Source organism: Streptomyces tanashiensis (assembly GCF_014648895.1).
Taxonomy (GTDB): domain Bacteria; phylum Actinomycetota; class Actinomycetes; order Streptomycetales; family Streptomycetaceae; genus Streptomyces; species Streptomyces tanashiensis.
The window spans coordinates 39,057-57,666 of sequence record NZ_BMRZ01000016.1 but is presented as its reverse complement, the minus strand read 5'-3'; the positions used below and the strand labels follow the sequence as shown (position 1 = coordinate 57,666).

The 18,610-nt window shown below is 70.6% G+C and carries 13 protein-coding genes and 1 pseudogene; 1 reads left to right on the top strand and 13 read right to left on the bottom strand.

The window, feature by feature from the left end; genetic code table 11:
* Nucleotides 1-63: 63 nt before the first annotated feature.
* The 4 genes and pseudogenes from IE237_RS41810 to IE237_RS32340 form a co-directional block, all read right to left on the bottom strand.
* Nucleotides 64-906, bottom strand: a pseudogene (locus tag IE237_RS41810) (sugar phosphate isomerase/epimerase family protein); the annotation flags it as partial.
* Nucleotides 903-1,772, bottom strand: coding sequence for an SCO3242 family prenyltransferase (locus tag IE237_RS32350; protein WP_189805714.1), 870 nt, complete (start codon nucleotides 1,770-1,772; stop codon nucleotides 903-905). The gene IE237_RS32350 and the pseudogene IE237_RS41810, both read right to left, overlap by 4 nt.
* The gene (locus IE237_RS32345) at nucleotides 1,769-2,953 is read right to left on the bottom strand and encodes an inositol-3-phosphate synthase (RefSeq protein ID WP_189805713.1); all 1,185 of its coding nucleotides are present in this window, start codon (nucleotides 2,951-2,953) and stop codon (nucleotides 1,769-1,771) included. Before IE237_RS32345 ends, IE237_RS32350 begins: the two co-directional genes overlap by 4 nt.
* Nucleotides 2,946-3,974, bottom strand: coding sequence for a sugar phosphate isomerase/epimerase family protein (locus IE237_RS32340; protein WP_189805712.1), 1,029 nt, complete (start codon nucleotides 3,972-3,974; stop codon nucleotides 2,946-2,948). Before IE237_RS32340 ends, IE237_RS32345 begins: the two co-directional genes overlap by 8 nt.
* A 676-nt stretch (nucleotides 3,975-4,650) precedes the next feature.
* Between IE237_RS32340 and IE237_RS32335 the strand changes: the two genes are divergently transcribed.
* Entirely contained in the window at nucleotides 4,651-5,820 is a 1,170-nt protein-coding gene (locus IE237_RS32335) for an ROK family protein (protein WP_229843037.1), read from the top strand.
* A gap of 299 nt (nucleotides 5,821-6,119) precedes the next feature.
* Here the strand turns inward: IE237_RS32335 and IE237_RS41805 are convergent, their stop codons facing one another.
* From IE237_RS41805 to IE237_RS32295, 9 genes are all read right to left on the bottom strand, one after another.
* The gene (locus IE237_RS41805; protein ID WP_440862300.1) at nucleotides 6,120-6,392 is read right to left on the bottom strand and encodes a helix-turn-helix domain-containing protein; all 273 of its coding nucleotides are present in this window, start codon (nucleotides 6,390-6,392) and stop codon (nucleotides 6,120-6,122) included.
* Between the two features lie 584 nt (nucleotides 6,393-6,976).
* Nucleotides 6,977-8,410 (bottom strand): Gfo/Idh/MocA family protein, encoded by a 1,434-nt coding sequence (locus IE237_RS32330; protein WP_189805710.1) that lies wholly within the window; start codon nucleotides 8,408-8,410, stop codon nucleotides 6,977-6,979.
* 157 nt (nucleotides 8,411-8,567) lie between these two features.
* The gene (locus tag IE237_RS32325) at nucleotides 8,568-11,234 is read right to left on the bottom strand and encodes a LuxR C-terminal-related transcriptional regulator (protein ID WP_189805709.1); all 2,667 of its coding nucleotides are present in this window, start codon (nucleotides 11,232-11,234) and stop codon (nucleotides 8,568-8,570) included.
* 125 nt (nucleotides 11,235-11,359) lie between these two features.
* A complete protein-coding gene (locus tag IE237_RS32320) occupies nucleotides 11,360-12,148 on the bottom strand; it encodes an ABC transporter ATP-binding protein (protein WP_189805708.1) in 789 nt (262 codons plus the stop codon).
* The gene (locus tag IE237_RS32315) at nucleotides 12,148-13,179 is read right to left on the bottom strand and encodes an ABC transporter substrate-binding protein (protein ID WP_189805707.1); all 1,032 of its coding nucleotides are present in this window, start codon (nucleotides 13,177-13,179) and stop codon (nucleotides 12,148-12,150) included. Before IE237_RS32315 ends, IE237_RS32320 begins: the two co-directional genes overlap by 1 nt.
* Nucleotides 13,180-13,204: 25 nt before the next feature.
* Nucleotides 13,205-14,029, bottom strand: a complete 825-nt coding sequence (locus tag IE237_RS32310; RefSeq protein ID WP_229843036.1) for an ABC transporter permease — start codon at nucleotides 14,027-14,029, stop codon at nucleotides 13,205-13,207.
* 127 nt (nucleotides 14,030-14,156) lie between these two features.
* On the bottom strand, nucleotides 14,157-14,921 hold the full coding sequence (locus tag IE237_RS32305; protein WP_189805705.1) for a cupin domain-containing protein: 765 nt from the start codon (nucleotides 14,919-14,921) through the stop codon (nucleotides 14,157-14,159).
* Nucleotides 14,922-15,301: 380 nt separating this feature from the next.
* Nucleotides 15,302-16,855, bottom strand: coding sequence for a lectin (locus IE237_RS32300; RefSeq protein WP_189805704.1), 1,554 nt, complete (start codon nucleotides 16,853-16,855; stop codon nucleotides 15,302-15,304).
* A gap of 148 nt (nucleotides 16,856-17,003) precedes the next feature.
* Entirely contained in the window at nucleotides 17,004-18,416 is a 1,413-nt protein-coding gene (locus IE237_RS32295) for a hypothetical protein (protein ID WP_189805703.1), read from the bottom strand.
* Between the last annotated feature and the right edge of the window lie 194 nt (nucleotides 18,417-18,610).

The window sequence follows — 18,610 nt, the reverse complement described above, 5'->3', positions numbered from 1 at the left end:
GAAGAGACGCGTGATCGAAGCGGGGTCGGACCCCAGCTGATCGCGTGCCTTGGTCGTCCAAGGAGGTGCGGAAGCCGCGCGCAGGGCGTCCAAGGAACGCCACGCGGTCTGCGGGGCGCTGTGCGAGTGGCGGGGCAGCTCCACGGCCACGAGCCCCCGGTAGCCGACCTCCGTCAGGGCCTGCAGGACCGAGGGGAAGTCGACCTCGCCCTCGCCGAACTCCAGGTGCTCGTGGACGCCGCGCCGCATGTCCTCGATCTGGATGTTCACCAACCAGGGGGCAGCGCGGCGGACACAGTCGGCCGGGCTGTCGTACTCCAGGCAGCGGCAGTGCCCGACGTCCAGAGTGAGGCCGAAGGCGTCCGGGTCGCCCAGGGCGTTCCTGAGGCGCTCATAGCCGTCCAGGTCGGCGACCAGCATGCCCGGCTCGGGTTCGAATCCGAGCCGTACGCCGGACTGCCGCGCCACCTCGGTCAGGGCGGCGCAGCCTTCGACGAGCAGATCCCACGCCTCCTCCTCGGGCATGCCGGGGTCGGGTGTCCCGCTCCACAGCGACACCGCCTCGGCCCCCAGTTCCGAGGCGATGTGCACGGCACGGGTCAGGAAGTCCAGGCGGTGCGCGCGCCGTTCGGGCTCCGGGTCCAGGAGGGTGGGTGCGTGCTTGTGCCATGGGTCGAGGAGGTAGCGGGCACCGGTCTCCACGACCGCGCCGAGGCCGAGCGCGGAAAGCCTGCGGTGCACCCGGGTCAGCTGCCGGACGAGGCCTGGAGCGTACGGGTCGAGGTGACCGTGGTCCAGGGTGAGTGCCACCCCGGAGTATCCCAGCCCGGCGATGACCTCCAAGGCATCGTCGAGACGGTGGTTGGCGAAGCCATTGGTGCCGTAGCCGAAGCGCAGCGCGGTCATGTCGGGGACACCTTTCGCGACAACCGCCGGACCAGCGGGAACAAGCCCAGCAGCGGCAAGGCGGCGGGTACGTTGCCCGCGCGTGCTGTCAGGGCCGCCTGGAGCGGGATCAGGGCGTGGATGCCGGAAGCGACCGCCCGCCGGACGCGGGGAGGATCCGGGCGGGCGGTCGCGGCCAGCTGTGCCGGGCCTCCTGCCGCGAGGTAGGCGGCCAACAGCACGGTCGACGCGGCACGGTGGACGGGTTCCGTGCCGCTTGCGGGGAAGGCGGATGTGACGAGCGCCAGGGCGGTGGAGGCCCCCAGGGCCGCTGCGGGCAGCGCCGCGGTCGCCCCCTCGACCTCCCGCCGGCTCACCGTGGTGAGTGTGTAGGTGTGGCAGCCGATCGTGAGGGCGCTGGGCAGCGCGCTGCGCCACCGGTCGGGTCCCGCGCCCATGAGTACGTCGAGCCCGCGGGCGGCCGCCATGGCGGCCGGACCGAACGGGGTCTCCTTGACGCCCAGGTCGTACGCCCACACGGTGGCGGCGAGCGGCACGGCGATGCCGAGGTGCCGCCGCCCCCCGGCCGCCACGGCCAGTGCCAGGCCGGCGCCGGTGAGTGCGACTGCCGTGCCCAGGGCGGCACCGGGGCTGATCCGCCCGGAGGGCAGGGGGCGGCCGGGCCGCTCCTCGGCGTCGACCTCTCGGTCGGCCCAGTCGTTCAGAGCCATTCCGGCCCAGTACAGACAGACAGAGGCCGCCGCGAGCCCGGTCGTCTCGGCGCGGAGCGGCCGGCCGGCGGCAGTGGCCCCGGCCAGGGTGTCGCCCGGGACGGTGAGTGCCGCGGGGGCGCGGACCAGTTCCAGCAGGGTGCGCAGGCCGGTCATCGGACGGCCCCGGCGTACCAGGCGCGGAGCTCTTCGAACTGGATGACGAGCCGGTGGTCGGGAGCGATGTGGTCCGCGATCGGGTCCTTGAAGAAGAAGCCGAGCTGTCGCTGCGGTCCGGTGGCGCCCGCCTGGCGGGCCCGGGCAAGGAAGCGGACGAGGTCGAGGACGAGGGGTGCGGCCAGGGCCGAGTCCCAGCCCTGCCAGGTGAACTGCAGGGTCATCGGTGCGCCGAGGAAGCCTTGGAAGTCGACGTGATCCCAGGCGGTCTTCCGCTCTCCCATGCTCGGCACGTTGTCGATGTGGGTGAGTCCTTCCACCTGCTCCCCGAGCAGGGCGTCGAGCCCGCTGCGCTTGGAGGCGTTCTTGCTGGCCGCGGCGGCCGGGTCGGCGAGGGTGGCGCCGTCTCCGCCGCCGAGCAGGTTCGTGCCGGACCAGGACCGTACGCGCAGGGCGCGGTGGGCGAACACCGGCGCGAGCGCGGTTCGGATCAGGGTTTCGCCCGTCTTGGCGTCGCTGCCCGCGTAGGGCAGGCCCTGCGCTTCGGCGAGCTCGCGCAGGGCGGGCAGCCGCACCCCCGGCGAGGGGGTGAACCCGACGTAGCCGCATCTGGCGCGCAGGGCCGCGTAGGCGTAGAGGGAGCTCGGCGGGAGCGTTGCGTCGCCTGAGGCCAGTGCCTCCTCCAGTGTGTCGAGCTGCTGGTGGGCGGGACGGAGGACGGGCAGGGGTTCCGTCGAGGAGACGTCGACGACCACGACCTGGTCGAGCCGGTGGCGTTGCCGGAAGGAGGTCAGGTCGTCGATGAGGGAGGCCGCAGTCTCGGCTTGCGTGGGGCCTCCCGGTTCGCCGGTCGTACCGGTCCTGATGTCCGCGTCGGCGGCCCTTAGGGCGTCGACGACAAGGGGAAGGAGCGCGGCGGGGAAGACGCCGGCCTCGGCGAGCTGCTCGGCCCGCTTCGAGAGCGGGGTGTCCGTGACGTCGTGTCCGCCGAACACGAGATCGTCCAGGGCGGGCAGGCCACTGTGGGCGAACTCCGGCAGCTGGGAGACCATGCCGGTGGGAGGGACGAATCCACCGCTGACCGCGGCGGCGCCGACGACAGCCGTCGTGGCGACCGAACCGCGGGCTCCGACGAGCCACACGCCGGTCCGACCAACGTGACGGGAAGGGGTGTCACTCATGGCCGTCTCCTTCTGCGGACTGGCTTGCGAATGCGGCGTCGAAGGCGGTGGCCGAGGGGGCGATGCGGGACAGGTCCCGCAGGAAGCCCCGCGCTTCGGCGGCGCCCGTGAGGCGGTCCATGCCGACGTCCTCCCATTCCACGGAGAGCGGGCCGCGGTATCCGACGGTGTTCAGCGCGCGGATGCAGTCTTCCCAGGGGACGTCTCCGTGGCCGGTGGAGACGAAGTCCCAAGCGCGGCGCGGGTCCCCCCAGGGCAGGTGAGAGGAGAGCCGGCCGCGGCGGCCGTCGCGGGAGCGGACACGGGTGTCCTTGCAGTCGGCGTGGTAGATCCGGTCGCCGAACTCCAGGATGAACCCCACCGGATCGATGTCCTGCCAGATCATGTGGGACGGGTCCCAGTTCAGCCCGAAGGACCAGCGGTGGCCGATGGCCTCCAGGGTGCGCCGAGTCGTCCAGAAGTCGTACGCGATCTCGCTGGGATGGACCTCCAGCGCGAACCGCACGCGGTGCTCCTCGAACACGTCGAGGATGGGGTGCCAGCGGTCGGCGAAGTCGACGTAGCCTGCCTCGACCGCGGCGGGCGGGACGGGTGGGAACATGGCGACGGTGTGCCAAATCGATGAACCGGTGAAACCCACCACGGTGTCGACGCCGAGCAGGGCGGCGGCTCTGGCCGTGTCCTGCATCTCGCGGGCCGCGTTGCGGCGGACCTGTTCCGGGTCCTCGTCCCAGAGCCGGGGCGGCAGGATCAGCTGGTGTCGGATGTCGATGGGGTGGTCGCACACGGCCTGGCCCACGAGATGGTTGGAGATGGCCCAGACTTCCAGCCCGTACCGGTCGAGGACCGCGCGCTTCCGCGTCACGTAATCGGGTTCCGCGAGGGCGCGGTCGACTTCGAAGTGGTCGCCCCAGCAGGCGATTTCGAGGCCGTCGTACCCCCATTGGGAGGCAAGACGGCACACCTCCTCGAACGGGAGGTCAGCCCATTGGCCGGTGAAGAGGGTGATCGGACGATTCATCGGGGGGTTCCAGTTCTGGCGCGTGGGCAAGATCGTTTGTGCGGTGCTGGAAGACGTGCCGCCAGGTACCGGCAGCCGCCCTCGTGAACGGCGGGACCCTGAACGCTCGTACGCGAAGAGCCTGTTGGACCCGGATCCGGAGGAGTCGCGGCGTCACTCGCGTCCCGGCCGGCGCCAAGAGCGTGTGGCTCAGGCGTGAGCGGTGCGCCGGACGTCTCCCTGGCTGGTGGTCGCCCCGGCGTCGACGCCGCGGGTCCGTTCACTCAAGAGCAACCCGTCCGGGGCGACATGGCGGCTGCCCGCCCGCCGTGGGCGAAGGGCAGCCGTCCGTCGCGATGCTCGCCCCGTTTGGCAGCGTCGGTGCCTGCGGCGAACGCGTCGAAGCCGTTGCGGTGGCCGGCCGGGAACGGGGAGCAGGAGCGGGCGGCTCCGAGTGGGGCGACGCCCACGAGTCGCACGCCCGCCTGTCTGACAGCCCTGGCGTGCACGCGCTTCATGTCGCCAGTTCCCATGAGACCCACTCTTACTTCTGATTCCGCTCGGCGAATCTCTTGCATATTGACGATCGTATGAATGACTTATGTCGACCGTCAAGCAAAAGGAGGGGGGTCGGATACGATTGACAGGGGTGCATGGTCCTCCGTGACCCCTGAGATCGAGGATGAGGAGACACGGAGTGACAACGGAGGCAGCAGGCGCGGGCGCACTTCTGGCGATCCTGCGCGACGGCCACGCCCGTACCCGCACCGAACTCGTGCAGGTGACCGGCCTCGCCAGGTCGACGGTCTCGCAACGCCTGGACTCACTGCTCGAAGGGCAGTGGATCACCCCGGCCGGAGAGGCGATCTCCTCGGGCGGTCGGCCCGCCGTGGCCTTCGCCCTCAACAGCGCGGCACGCCTGGTGCTCGCCGCCGACATCGGCGCCACCCACACACGGGTCGCACTGACCGACCTGAACGCCCGCGTGCTGGCAGAGCAGAGCACGGACATACGCATCGAGGAGGGTCCCGAGCGCGTACTGACGTGGCTCGTCGAAGCGCTCGGATCTCTCCTCACGGAATGCGACCGAACAGCCGCCGCGTTGTGCGGCGCGGGCATCGGGCTTCCGGGCCCCGTGGAACATTCCACCGGAAGGCCGGCCAACCCGCCGATCATGCCCGGCTGGGACAGCTTCGATGTGACGGGCTGGCTGGGCTCCCGGCTGGGCGTGCCCGTCCTGGTCGACAACGACGTGAACATCATGGCGCTCGGGGAGAACTGGGCGACCGGCCACGAGGTCGAACACCTCCTCTTCGTCAAGGTCGGTACCGGCATCGGGTGCGGGATCGTCACGGAGAAGCGACTCCACCGGGGCGCTCAGGGAGCGGCCGGCGACATCGGCCACATCCGGGTGGCGGCCGCCGCGGACCAGCTCTGCCGGTGCGGCAACACGGGCTGCCTGGAGGCCGTTGCCGGCGGTGCCGCCCTCGCGACCCGGCTGACCGCGGCGGGCGAGAAGGCCACCGACAGCCGGGACGTCGTGCAGCTGGTCCGCGCAGGAAGCCCGTTGGCCGTTCAGCTGGTCCGCCAGGCGGGGCGGGACATCGGCGAGGTCCTGGCCTCCTTGGTCAATTTCTTCAACCCGGACACGATCGTCGTCGGCGGCGACCTCGCGGATGTCGGCGAGCACCTCTTGGCCGGCATCCGCGAGGCCGTCTACAGCCGCTCGCTGCCCTTGGCCACACAGCACCTGACCATGCGGGGGCGCACGCTCGGCGACCAGGCCGGTGTCATCGGTGCGGCCGTCATGGTGATCGAGGATGTCCTCGACCCGGTCGCAGTGGACCGCTCGGTGGCAGCGTACTGAGCAGGGCGTACGAGAGGCGGAAGTGAGGGCCGAGGGGTACGGGAACCTCGGGTTTCTGGGATGCATCAAGCGTGAGCGTGCCGCGATCAACCACATATTGTGCTCGGTTACGCGCAAAGTGGCGACGCTACAAGCAAGTCTGCGCATGCAGGCCGGATGCGTCAAGACACCGATCACCCAGGAACGTGACTCACCCGTGCGCGGGCCCCGTCGGTGGACGGGCCGAGGTCCGGCCGCACGACCGGTCCGTCCGTGCCCAGGCCTCCCCGTTGGCCGACGGGCCCGTACCGGCCTGACCACTACGGGTCCGAGCTCCCTGGTGCCGCCTCCCGCCCCTGCTCCGGGTCACGCCCACGGGCGCGGCCCGTGCGCCGCCCCTGGAACACCGACGCCACCCCGGCTTCGGTGAGCAGCCTGCAGATGAGGGTGTGGGACCGGCGGTGGCTCCAGGCCAGCTCCCCGACGGTGGCTCCGGCCTCGTACAAGGTCCTCAGCTCCCGCGCGAACGATGTGCGCTCAGCCCCCCTGAGCAAGCGCTGGTCGAGCCTCGACGTCGGGGAGGACGTCGGCATCAGCCGGACCGCCGACTGGCAATCGGGGCACGGCCGCGCCGGGCCCCCGAGGCCCCTCGGCAGCACGCCCCAGCTCTCACAGCTCGGACAGCCGTCGGCCGCGTCCAGGTCCGGCCGGAAGTCCACGGCCCGCCACGGTCCGGCCGGCTCGGCCAGACCGTCTGCTCGTCCCTTGTCCATGGCTTGTCCCCATCCGCGCGATCCGCCGCCCGTCAGGACGGCAGGATCCTGACGGAAAGCGTCCGAAGCCCTGGCGGAGCCACCGGGACCGGACGCGGGAGTCGTCGCACAAGAACCTGACGGCATCGTCGTCACCACCTGATGTCGAGGGATGTCCCCCCATCCTCGAAGTGGGCCTTCACCCGCACCTGAGTAGTCGCTACTCAGATGGCGGCGCGTCCGCCGGCGCACCGCTCGGCCCTGCGGTCGGGCACGGACAGGCGGAGCGGTGCGCCCCAGGACGGGCTGGAGCCACTGCGGTCGATGACCACGTGCTCCCCGGGAGAGCGCCGGGCGGCGGGTCCTGCTCGTCACCGCCCGTCCGGACAGGCGGCCTCGGTCCTGTCGGCCCGGGGTCTGCTTCGTCAGGCCACGGGGGGCATCTCCGAGGCGCGCGAGTCGAGGCCCGTTCTGAGCTTGGCCCAGGCACCCCGGGTGAAGTCCGGGAAGGCGACCGGACTGCCGCCGGCAGTGAGAGAGGCGACGCTCAGCGGAATGGGCGCACACCACGCCGCCGAGTCGTAGACGTCGATGTCGGGGACCCCTCCGCTCCGCATCAGCTGCACCGTGCGCCACTGGAGGACGTAGTCCATGCCTCCGTGGCCGCCGTTGTTGGCCGCGTCGTCTCCGATCTTCTTCCACAGCCAGTGGTCGAACTCGGCGCGGTACGAGGCGAACTCGCGCCACGTGTGCCCGCCGTGGTCGGGCTCGAGGTAGACGCGTCCGGCACCGCCCGATGTGACCCCCGCGTAGTCCTCGAAGATGCCGCGGGTGCCGGCGAGCGTGTTGATCCGGCTGTAGGGGCGGGGGGAACTGACGTCGTGCTCGGCGCGGATGATCCGGCCCTGTGCAGTGTCGATCAGACACGTCACGAGGTCTCCGCTGACGTACGTCTCCTTCCACGACGGGTGCGACCGGTCGACGAACCGGGCCCGGTAGTCGGCGAGGCCCTTCGGCTCCGTGGCGGTGGCACGCAGTTTCGTCATGCGGTCACCACGGTTGATGTCCATGGCCGCGGCGATGGGCGCGAGACCATGCATCGCGTAGAGGCCGGCCGTGCTGCGCGTGTGCCAGAGCCGACGCCAGGAGTCGGTGTAGTAGGTGTCGGAGAAGAGCAGAGGCCTGAGGTCGTGCAAGTATCCGCCGTGGCCGTTGGTGACGTCGCCGAAGAGTCCGTCGTGGGCCATCCTGAGCATGGCGAGCTCGTTGCGTCCGTAGCTGCAGTTCTCCGCGGGCATCAGGTGCCGACGGGTGCGCTCGGAGGTGTCGACGAGGTCCCACAGCTCTTTCAGCCCGGTGGCCACGGGCAGTTCGACCATCACGTGCTTGCCCGCGAGGAGGGCGGCCTTGCCCTGTTCGTAGTGGAACTCCCAGGGCGTGGCGATGTACACGAGATCGACGTCGTCGCGTGTCACGAGCCGGGTGAACACGTCCGTGGAGCCTGTGACCTCGGCAGGTCGGGGCCTGCCCCGGACGACGAGCTGATCGGCTGCCCCCTTGGCCCTGTCCGCGCGGACGTCGCACACCGCGGTCACGACGGCACCCGGCACGGCGGCCCACCCCTTGACCATGCCCGATCCGCGGTTGCCCAGCCCTACTACCCCCACACGCACCGTGCCGTGGGCGTCGAAGGGGACGTTCACCATGGTGGTCTGTCCCGGCCGGCGGCCGGGTATGGCGGATGTCGCCTCCAAGGCCTCGGCCGGGGACGCCGAGCCGATGCCTGCGGCGGCCGAGGTGCTGCCCGTCGGTGCACCTCCGAGCAGCGAACGGCAGGAGATGGCGGAGTCTTTGGGCATGACGCTCCTCAGTGCCGAGTCGGATCATGTGCGGGGACGACTCTGGTCGGTCCAGCGACCACATGTCAACAGATGCTCATTAGGCGTCATTTTCAAGCATGAGCAAGCAAGTTGCATGGTGCCAGATAGCAGGTGCAGCGGTCCCCCGCCGGGCGTCTCACTCGGCTCCGCGTTCCTGAAGCAGAGCGGCGAGTTCGCGGCGCGTGGAGACGCCGAGCTTGGTGTAGATCGTCTGCAGGTGGTTGTCCACGGTGCGGGGCGACAGGTGCAGCGACTCCGCGATCTGCTTGCTGGTAGTGCCCTTGGCCGCCAGATGAGCGATGTCCCGCTGCCGTGAGGTGAGTGGGGCGGGAGTCCTCGCTGCGGCGAGAAGGGGGGTACGGGCCCCCTCGCAGGCACGGGCCAGGACCGCGGACTGCTGGGCGGCGGCCGTGGCCCGGCGGACCTCACCGCCCTGGCGCAGCGCAGCCGCGGCCGCGGCTGCGGCTTCGGCAGCCATCAGGTCCATTGCCAGCACGTGCAGTTCGTCGGCCGATGCCAGCAACAGGTCGGGGTCTGCCGCGTGCAGTGCGGCAGCGAGACGCGCCTGGGCCGCGACCAGCGGGCCGTCGCAGGACTCGCCCAGCTCGGCGAGCCGCGCCGCGACGTCTCCCGGAGCGCCCAGCCGGGCGATGTCGGTGAGGACGAGCGCCTCGAACGGAGCCAGACCGGCGGCCCTGGTCCTCTCCGCCGCCTCGGCGAGCACCGTGCGGGCACCCGACAGGTCGCCCTGGGCCACGCACAGCCAAGCGACGCCCAAGGCGTCCCAGCCCGCGCCGAAGAGGTGACGGTGGTCCCCGGACTCACCGACCGTGCGCTTGGCCGCCTCGACGTCGCCCAGCAGTGCGGTGGCCGCCGCCAGGCCGCGCATGGCCGGACGGATCATCCTGATGTCGTGGGCCTTGCTGAGGGCAGCGGTCTCGGCGTACCACCGCCTCGCCTCGGCCGCCCGGCCGGACAGCCAGGCGATCGAACCGAGGTTCCAGGCCAGAAAGCACCTCACCACCGGAATGGCGGCCCTGTTGACCTCGGCATAGGCGGTCTGCGCCACCTCGCGGGCCTCTGCCAGCCGGCCCTCGGTACACAACGCGATCGCCAGCATGTTCTCCACCGTGGCTCCCATCGTCCTCGGAAGAGACTCGTCGGTGATCCGGAGGAACTCCGCCCGCAGCCTGGCGCCGAGGGCCAGCGCCTCCTCCCCCCGGCCGGCCTGGGTCAGGGCGTGGCCCCTCATGACGGCGGCGAACATCGTGAGCAACGGGTTCGGGCTGCCGTCGAGGGACCCGTCCATCCCGTCGGTCAGCTGCAGCGCCCGGGGCACATCGCCCGCGAACACGTACATCGCCCCCTCGCAGTGCCGCAGGGCCGTGCGCCCGGCGTCACTGGAGATGTGGGGACTCAAGGCGGCGACGTACCCGGTGGGATCCAAAACGGGGTCGTCCGACAGCGCCATGCCGTTGGCGCGGATCAGAAGGATGGCAAGAGCCTGCCGCTCACTGCGCACAACCGCCTCGGCTGCGGCGAGCACCTGGTCGGCGGCGCGCGGGCGGCCAAGTTCCAGCAGTGCCTCGATCAGCATCAGCCGTGACCTGGCCGTGTGCGCCTCGTCGGGCACCGCTTCCAGCAGGGCCTCCACCTGGGCATAGTCGCGGGCGTACCGGGCCAGCAGGGCAGCCTCGACCAACTGGCCGGGGTCGGCGCTGCCCGAGGCGGCGAGCTGCCACTCCACGATCCTCCGGGGATCACCCTGCCACCGCTCGCCCCGGTCCTGGGCCCTGCGGATCTGGGCTTCCAGGAGGTGCCGGCGCCGGAGGGTCGGAAGCGACGCCCGCAGCACTTCGCCGTAGAGCGGGTGCGCCAGCCGGACGGCCGTGCGACGCCTCTCCGCAGTGACCGAGATCAGGTCCACGGCTTCGAGGTGCGCCAGCTCCCCCGGCCCCGTCTCCGCCTGAACGTCTTCCAGCGAGAGGGGCTCGCACAGCGCCAGCAGTTCCAGCGCGGGCCGGGCGGTCTCGGGTGCCGCGCCGAACCGGGCCTCGACGAGCTGGGCCAGGGCATGGGTGGCCACGCTCCCTTCTTCGGAGAGCTGCCAGATCTCCCCGTTGAAGGCCAGCGCGCCGTCCTGGACCGCGCCCAGCACCAGTTCACGGAGGTACAGGGCGTTCCCGTTCGAGGCGGTGGCCAGCCGGTGGACCGCGCGCCCGGCGACCGGTCCGCCCAGGGCCGTCTCCAGCAGCGCCGCGACCTGCCTCTGGTCGAACGCCGACAGGGCGATGCGGTGCACCCTGTCGCCCTGGGACAGTGCGGCCACCGCGTCGGACATCGGCCCACCCGTACGGATGGTGCCGATCAGCCGCACAAGGTTCGCGTCCATCAGCTGCCGCAGGAGGACGGTCGATGCCCCGTCCAGCAGGTGCAGGTCGTCCACGAGCAGCACCCGCCCCACGGCCCCCGCCCCGCCCGGCCGGGCACCGGCCAGACTGCCGGCGATCTGGGCGAACCCGGCCACCGGGTCACGCATGTCCACCCCGGCGGGAATGAGGTGCGCGATCGCGGCGAGCGGCACCGCGGCGGCAGCGGCCGTGGCGGTGGCCCGACCCGCTGTGAACCCCGCGGCCACCGCCCGGTCGAGACAGGCATCGGCCAGTCTCGACTTGCCCACTCCCGCCGGACCCCACACCATCACCGCCTGCAGACCCGGCGAGCTCCAGGCCCGGTCGAACGCCGCGACTTCAGCGTCCCGCCCGACCAGTGGCCAGCGAGAGGCCAGGTCCGGTTCCATCATCACGGCCTCCGCGGCACGACGACACGATCGTCGGAATTATGCCTTCCGATTCCGCGGTCACCGCCGAACCGGCCTGAGCCGCGTCCGTGTCCGTTCCACTGGACGGAGCAGTCCGGGGGCCCGCGTCAGTCGTGCGCGCTGCTCGCACCGAGCAGGTCCCGGATCTCCGCGGCGAGGCCGTGGAAGACGTCGGTCGCCAGGGTGGGGCCGTAAGCCCGCTCACGCGGCAGGTCGACCGGGAGCGTGCGTACGATCCGGCCCGGTCGGGGGCTCATGACCTCGATGCGGGTGCCGAGGTAGACGGCCTCGGCGATCGAGTGCGTGACGAGCACGACGGTGACCCCGGTCTCGCGCCAGATCCGGTTCAGCTCCACATTCATCGTCTCGCGCGTGAGCGCGTCCAGCGCACCGAACGGCTCGTCCATCAGCAGGACCGGCGGCTCGTGCAGCAGCGCACGGCACAGCGCCGCGCGCTGCTGCATGCCCCCGGACAGCTCGTGCGGAAGCGCGTCCTCGAATCCTCGGAGGCCGGTCATCTCGATCAGGTAGTCGGCCCGCCGCTCGGCCTGGGCGCGGTCCATCCCTCGGATCTCGGCCTGGAGAAGGATGTTCCTGCGAACACCGCGCCACTCCAGCAGGGCTGACCGCTGGAACGCGAACCCGACGTCACGCTGCGGGCCTTCCACCCGCGCGCCCAGCAGTTCGACCGAGCCGGCCGTCGGGCGCACCAGACCGGCGATGATCTTGAGCAGGGTCGACTTGCCGCAGCCCGAAGGGCCGACGATGCTGATGAACTCGCCGGGCTGAATGTCCAGCGACACATCGGTCAGAGCCGTCGTCTGTGCCCGCTTGGTGAAGAACTGACACGTCAGGTCGCGAACCGCGATCGCCGGAAGCTTCGTGGATGTGTGCATCAGCGCGCCGCCTTGGCGAACGAGGCATCCCAGTAGTACGCAGCCGGACCCGCCTTCTTCAATCCCGCGGTGTCCTTCAGCAGCTTGATCATGTCAGTCCACTGCTGCTCGGTGTTGACCCCGGGCGCACCCGCCCTTTCGAGCTGCAGCAGCGGCACGGCCTTGTCCAGCTGCTTGCGCATCACGTCCGCCGGAGGCGCCATGTCGGCTTTGCCCTCCATGGCCTTGACCGCCGCGGCAGGATTCTTGACGGCCTCCGTCCAGGACTTCTGGACCGCCCGCACCATCTTCTGCACCAGGTCCTTGTCCGAGGCGATCGTCTTCTCGTTGGCTACCAGGCCGGTACCCAGCAGGTTCAGGCCGGTGTCGGCGTAGAGCATCACCTCGACCCGCTTGCCGCTCTTGGCCTCGATCGTCGGTGCCTGGTCGTGGAAGAAGCCCATGATGGCGTCGACCTTGCCCTCGTTCAGGGCCGCTATCTTGCCCGCCGCGTCGACGTTGACCAGCTGCACGTCCGCGCGCTTGAGACCGTTGATCTCCAGCCAGGCCGGGAACGTCGCCCACATCGCGTCACCGGCTGTGCCCGCGACCTTCTTCCCCTTCAGGTCCTGGGGGGTCTTGATGTTCCGGTCGGCGAAGAACTCCAGGGACGCCGGCCCCTTCTGCAGGAATACGCCGGCGGACTTCACAGGCATGCCGCTGTCCGCCGCGTGCAGCAGCGGAGAGGTGTCCGCCCAGCCGAAGTCGGTGTGGCCCTGGCCGACCGCCTTGATGGTGTTGCCGGACCCGGTACCGGCGTTGATCGTGAGCTCGATGCCCTCGGCGGCGAAGTAGCCCTTTTCCAGACCGTAGTAGAGCGGAGCGTGCTCGCCGTAGGGGGACCAGTTCAGCATGAGGGTGACCTTGCGCTTGCCGTCCGCGGTGCTCGGCGGCTCGCTCGCGCCGCCGCACGCGGTCAGCGTGGTGGCGGTGACGAGCCCGGCCGCCAGGGCGGCGAGCGAACGGCACGAATGAAGGTGGTGCTGCGTCATGGGCGTGGCCTTCGGTGCAGGGGGATCAGGTGGTCGTGAGTGCCATGCCGTCACGACGGCTGGCGTGCCAGGGGATGAGGAGGGACTCGGCGAGCTCGATCACGACGAAGAGCACGATGCCGATGGCAGACATCAGGAGCAGGTCGGCGAACAGGAGTGGCGCGTCCAGGTTGCCGCTGGAGGCGAGCAGGACGTATCCCAGGCCCTCCTGTGCGCCGACGAACTCACCTACGACGGCGCCGACCACGGCCAGCGTCACCGCGACCTTCAGGCCCGCCATCACGTGTGGCAACGCTCCCGGCAGACGGAACTTGACGAAGGTCTGCCAGGTACTGGCGCCCATCGTCGCGGACAGTTCCAGCAGTTCGGGGTTGATCGACCGCAGGCCCGCCACGCTCGACACGACGACCGGGAAGAACGCGATCAACACGGCGAGCACGATCTTCGGAGTCATGCCGAACCCGAACCACACCACGAGAATCGGCGCGATCGCGATCTTGGGGATCACCTGGGCGAACAGGATGACCGGGTAGATGGCCCGCTCCAGCGTCTTCGAGTACACGATCAGCACCGCGGTCCCCACCCCGATGCCGGCGGCCAGAACGAATCCGATCAGCGTCTCGTACGTGGTCACCCAGGTGTGACTCATCAGCTCGGACCGCTGGTCCGCGAGGACGTCCAGCACGTCACCCGGCGAGGGGACCAGGTACGACTCCACCAACTCCTGCCAGGCCACCAGCCACCAGACGAACAGGAGCACGCCCAGGAGCAGCGCCGGCCGCCAGGAGGCTTCGGCGACACGGGCGAGCCGGGCCGCCGCGTCGGGCCGGACCGGGAGCCGCCTGCCCACCGGCCCGGCACCCGGGCTCTCGGGAGCGGCCCCGTCCCGTTGCGGCGTATGTGCGGAGTCAGGAGTGTGGGCCGGGCCCTCAGCGGGGAACCCGGTCTGCTGCGGTGAGGAGGGACTCATCGTTCCTTCAACCTCTTCGTCGTCGCTGGGGAGCAAGATGGCCGCGCGTCAGCGGTCGGGCACCTTGCACGTACACGTCAAGCAGGCCGCACATTCCGGGCCTGCGCCGGTGGGTTGGTTCCGCCAGCGCGTGCACCACGGCCGCCGGAAGGTGTTCGGCGCTGCCCTGCTCCAGGGCCTCCAGGTATCCCGCGGTCGCGTCGGAGGCGCTCTGGGCACCGTCGCGCCATCGCTGCCGCCACTCGGGGATGTGGGGACGGACCAGGTTCACCGCGCTGGTGTAGAACGGATCCAGCGCTGCGGGCCCGTCGGTCGCGTAGGCACTCCGCAGGGCCGTGAATCCCTCGATCGCGAGATCGCGGCGGCGCATCGCCGACGCCAGGACGGTCTCGCCCGTACCCGTCAGCTCGGCCGCGGCCTCGTAGGCCGGCCGGTCGGCCAAGTACGACTGCGGAAAGGTGAGAACGGCGTCTCCGGCCTCCGGGAGCCCGCTGTTGGACATGAGGACGAGGATCGTCAAGTCCCCTTCGTTGACCAGGCGGTGGATGGTACCCGGGTCGAACCACACGACCGCACCCGGCTCCAGCCGGGTGTCGATGCTGCCCCGGGAGTTCAGCGTCTGGACCGTTCCGCGGCCCGAGACGACGTAGTACCCCTCGGAACAGGCGAGGTGCATGTGGGGCGATCCGCCGACCAGACCGTCGGGCGCCGGCTTCCCGCCGTACACCCGGAGCAAGGAGATTCCCACCCCACCCGGAAGCTGATCATTCATCTCAGTTCCCCTTACGGAAAGGGCTTTCCCTAGCAGTTGGAAGGCTAGGGGCGGCCTGCGACCCACGTCAATGGATCAGCATGCGAACATGCCCCCGCTGGGCACCAACTCCACTTCTAGAGTGGGGTGTTGGAGACCAGCGAAGGGCGCGCTGCAGCGGCGGACAGGGGCTGCGCCGTGCGCCCGTCGGGCCGGGCATGACGGCCGCCTGGTTCGCTGCGGCCACGGCCGCGTTCACACCACGGTGCACCCCAGCCGCCCCCAGCGGTGGGGTGCACCGGGCCCTCTGATCGCCTGGCCGCAGCTCGACGAAAGAAGGCTCACAGGGAGAACGCCCATCTGCGCGATGCGGGAGGAGCGGCCGCCGGCAGGAAGGGACCTCAGGCGGGGAGACCCCACCTCTGGTTGGCACCGCCCCAGCAGGTCCACAACAGGACCTTGGTGCCGTCGGCGGTACCTCCGCCGGAGACGTCCAGGCACTTGCCGGACCGGGGGTTGCGCAGCTCGCCGGCCGGGGTGGGCGTCCACTGCTGGGCGCCCGATGCGTTGCAGTCCCACAGCTCCACCTTGGCGCCGTCGGCGGTACCTCCACCAAAGACGTCCAGGCACTTGCCGAGGGCGCGCAGTTCACCGGCCGGTGTGCGGGTCCACTGCTGGGCGTACCCGCCGTTGCACGTGGAGAGCTGAACCTGGGTGCCGTTCGTGGTGGCGGCGCCGGAGACGTCCAGGCACTTGCCCGCGAGGCCGAGCACCGGGCCGGGCGCCGGGACGCTGAAGGCGAAGTCGTCGACGTCGAGGAGGCTTGATCCCGTACCGGTGAAGGTCAGATAGACGTCTGCGCGACCAGAGGGCACGGCCTTCAACGTCGTCGAGACGTCCCTGAAGGTCGTCCAGCCCCCGGTGTTCGGGACGTCGACGGAGCCGAGTACCGGGCCGGTCGGGGAGCCGGTACGGATCTGGATCGTGCCGCCCGCCCCGCCGGAGACGACACGCGCCTTGAAGGTGGTCGATCCGCCGACCGGGAGATTCGCGTACGAAACCCAGTCACCCGGGTCGAGATAGCCTAGCGTCCGGCCGTTGTCGGCCCCCTCCTTGGTGACGGGCCGGCCACCCTGCCCCGTCTGGAACGACTCGGCTTGGACGGTCCCCGTCCCGCCACCCGAGGGTGTGCAGTCGGCGTCGACCGCCCCGGCCGTGTAGCGGATCCCGCCCAGGAGCATCTTCCGGAACGCCGGGTCGGCATAGGAGTCCTTGGTGTGCCCCATGCCGGTGTACCAGGAGCGTCCACCCTGGTGGTTCTTGCACCACGTGATCGGATGGTCCCCCATGGCGCCGCCGCCGGGGCCGTAGCTGGTCTCGTCGAGGGACGCCAGGACATGCGCGGTGGTCCGGGGGTTCGACCGGTAGGTGTACCACTCGTCGAACCGGCTCCATGACACGGGCAGGTGCGCGGTGCTGGGGTTCACCAGGTCCTCGACGTGGACGCCGGCTTGCTGCTGGGCGGGGTGACTCTTGAAGTACGCACCGACGAGCTCTCCGTAGAACGGCCAGGAGTACTCGGTATCGGCGGCGGCGTGGATCCCCACATATCCGCCGCCGCTGCGGATGTACCCCTTGAACGCCGCCTGCTCCGCGTCGTTCAGGACGTCGCCTGTGGTGGAGGCGAAGACGACCGTGCTGTAGGCGGAGAGACCGGCCCGGGTGAAGACGGTGTCGTCCTCCGTGACATCGACGGTGAATCCGTCGGCGGCTCCCAGATCTTTGATCGTCTGGACGGCCGTGGGAATGGAATCGTGCCGGACGGCGCCCGTCTTCGAAAAGACGAGCACCTTGTACGACGGCTCGGCCGGAGCCGCCGACGCGCCCGCCGCCGGGGCGAGGCCGAGCGTGGCAGCCAGGGCCGTAGCGAAGAGCGGTAATGCCTTTCTGATCATGTCGGGTCCTTCCGCTTCTGGGTCGGGGTGCCTTGACACGTGCGCAGCCGCATCTCCGTGTCGGCTTGCCACGAGGCTGCCGAGGTCGGCGATGCGGTACGAGCCCGGGTCGGCGGCAAAGGTGCATCCGACCCGGGCCGGATGAGTCTCAGTACCTCCCGCGCGCGCCGCGTCGGCGCAGGAAGAAGACGGTGCCGCCGCCGGCGGCGATGAGGGCGCATCCGATTGCGCCGGCGCTCACGGCATTCTCCGCGGCGGGGCCGGCTCCGGTGGTGGCGAGCGCTTCACCGTGGGCCGACGGGCCGGGGGCGACGGTGACGGTGACGGGGCCGATGGCAGCAGTGTCCTCGGTACTGGTGTGGGGTGCCGGTGCCGTGGTGCCGGCGGACCGGGAACGCTCCTTGGTCGGCGGGTCCGTGGGAAGCGCCGTGCCCAGGGCGGTCTTGGCATCGGCGCCGAGCCGGATCCGGACGTCTGCCCCCGTGGCGCTGACCCGCTCGACGCTGATCGACAGCTGCGCCGCGGTGTCGGTGAGCGAGGTGCTGCCGGCTGCGAACGAGCCGCTGTCGGAGGTGTCGTCCCGCTGTGCGTTGCTGACCATGACCGCGTGGTCGTAGCGACCTTCCGGGACGTGGTAGAAGTTCACGCCCTGGGCGACATCGATGTCACGTGTGGTGGCATCGGGGATGCGGTATTCGACGACGATGCGGTCGCCCTGCGCGTTGAGCGGGAGGTCCACCGCGCGGACTCCGGAGGTACCCGCCGCGTGCAGGGGGGTGAGACGCACCGTGGTGGAGCCGGTGGGCGTGACGGTCTGCAGGGTCGTGAGCCACTGATGGGCCAGCAGCTCGGGTGCGCTCAGGCCTTTCTTCGCACCGCCGGCGCCCATGGGGGTGCGGCGGCTGTAGCCGTCGCGAGTGCAGTCGGTCAGGGTGCCGGCCGGGCACAACTCGCGTTCCTGGTGGGCGAATCCGAGGTTGTGTCCCAACTCGTGGTAGAGGGCCGCCTTGTCGGCGACCGCTCCTTCGTGGAACCAGGTGACGGGGCCGGGCTGTGAGCCCAGCCCCCACCAGTTGCCGCAGAAGTCGGTGCGGAAGACGACCGAGATGCGGTCGTACGTCACGTCCGAGACCGCCTTGCGGGCGAGTTCGGCTATCTTGCCGGTTTCACACGCGGCGGAGTCGTCCAGGTCGATCGTGAACGGCCCGAACACGCCGTCGCCCTCGGCCGGGACGACGCTCATCCGATGGCCGGAGTTCTCCGCATAGTACGAGGCGAGGGAGTCGCCGGCGCCGAAGAAGTTCTGCACGGCCAGGTCATGCGTCTTCTGTGCGTCGGCAAGAGGGCGATTCTTGAAATTGACGAGCACCACGGCGTGGCGGTCGACGAGTTCCGGGGCGGCCGCGACCGGTGACGCGAACAGCGCCTGAGCGGCGGCCACTGCGCACGTGGTGCCCGCCGCGATCAGCAGGGGGACCTTGAGGGCCGCGCGCCGCGCGGGACCGGCGAGCCGGGTGGGCGTGCCGGTAGCGGCTCGGGACGGGAGAGGGCGAAATGCCATCGGAGGGAGGACCTTTGACTTGTGGGGTTGGTGACGCACGCGGCTCGGGGGGCGCAGAAGGGTGGGGCGCCCTGGTCCGTGACCGCATCAGGGGGGGAGGGGCTGCCGTCGTTGCGCCCGGAGGGCCAGGCTGATGTCCCGGCCTTCGGGGGGGGCAACGCGAACCCGGAGCGGAGCTCAATTCCGCGGATGAA